This window comes from Paeniglutamicibacter sp. ORCA_105 (genome assembly GCF_045798545.1).
Taxonomy (GTDB): Bacteria; Actinomycetota; Actinomycetes; order Actinomycetales; family Micrococcaceae; genus Paeniglutamicibacter; species Paeniglutamicibacter sulfureus.
This window is the reverse complement of sequence record NZ_JBIXLM010000091.1, coordinates 1-664: the sequence shown is the minus strand read 5'-3', so window position 1 is coordinate 664 and position 664 is coordinate 1. Positions and strand designations below refer to the sequence as shown.

Here is a 664-nt window from a genome sequence, read left to right as displayed (position 1 = left end):
GCGTGCCGTAAATCGGCATAATTTTCTTCACGATTACCTATCCGTTCGGGCGAGCGATGTTGGGATTACATTGACTCGGGCTTAGCGCCAGAGGCCGCGCGTATCGATAACGTCCTTGCCCGCAAGCGCGGTAGCGGGAACTGCCTTGAACTGATCGTGGTCAACCAACACCACAATCGTGGATGCCTCGGCCAGGCCGGCGTCCGTGTTGACAAGCTTAACATTGTTGATCCCGGCCAATGTGGCAGGAAGGGACTCAATGTGTGGCTCGACCAGCAGGAATTCGACGCCCGGCGCCTTTTCGGCCAGCGAGCGGGCAATGGCGATCGACGGGGATTCACGAAGGTCGTCGATGTTTGCCTTGAAGGCAAGACCCAAAACGGCCACCTTGCCGTTGAAACCGGGGGTTTGGGTCGACGTGATGACCTTGTCCACGACCCACGACGGCTTCGCGTCATTGGTTTCTCGGGCTTGGCGGATGAGCTTGGACTCTTCCGGGGCCGCGGCGACGATGAACCACGGGTCAACGGCGATGCAGTGTCCGCCAACGCCCGGGCCCGGCTGCAGGATGTTCACGCGCGGGTGGTGGTTAGCCAGCTCGATGAGCTCCCACACGTCGATCCCGACCTTGTCGGAGATCACCGACAGTTCATTGGCAAAGGCA

General features: G+C 60.1%; 1 protein-coding gene. It reads right to left on the bottom strand.

From position 1 onward, the window contains the following. Window positions 1-81: 81 nt before the first annotated feature. A partial coding sequence (locus ACIPUB_RS20095) for a UDP binding domain-containing protein (RefSeq protein WP_407608997.1) occupies window positions 82-664 on the bottom strand: 583 nt, incomplete at its 5' end.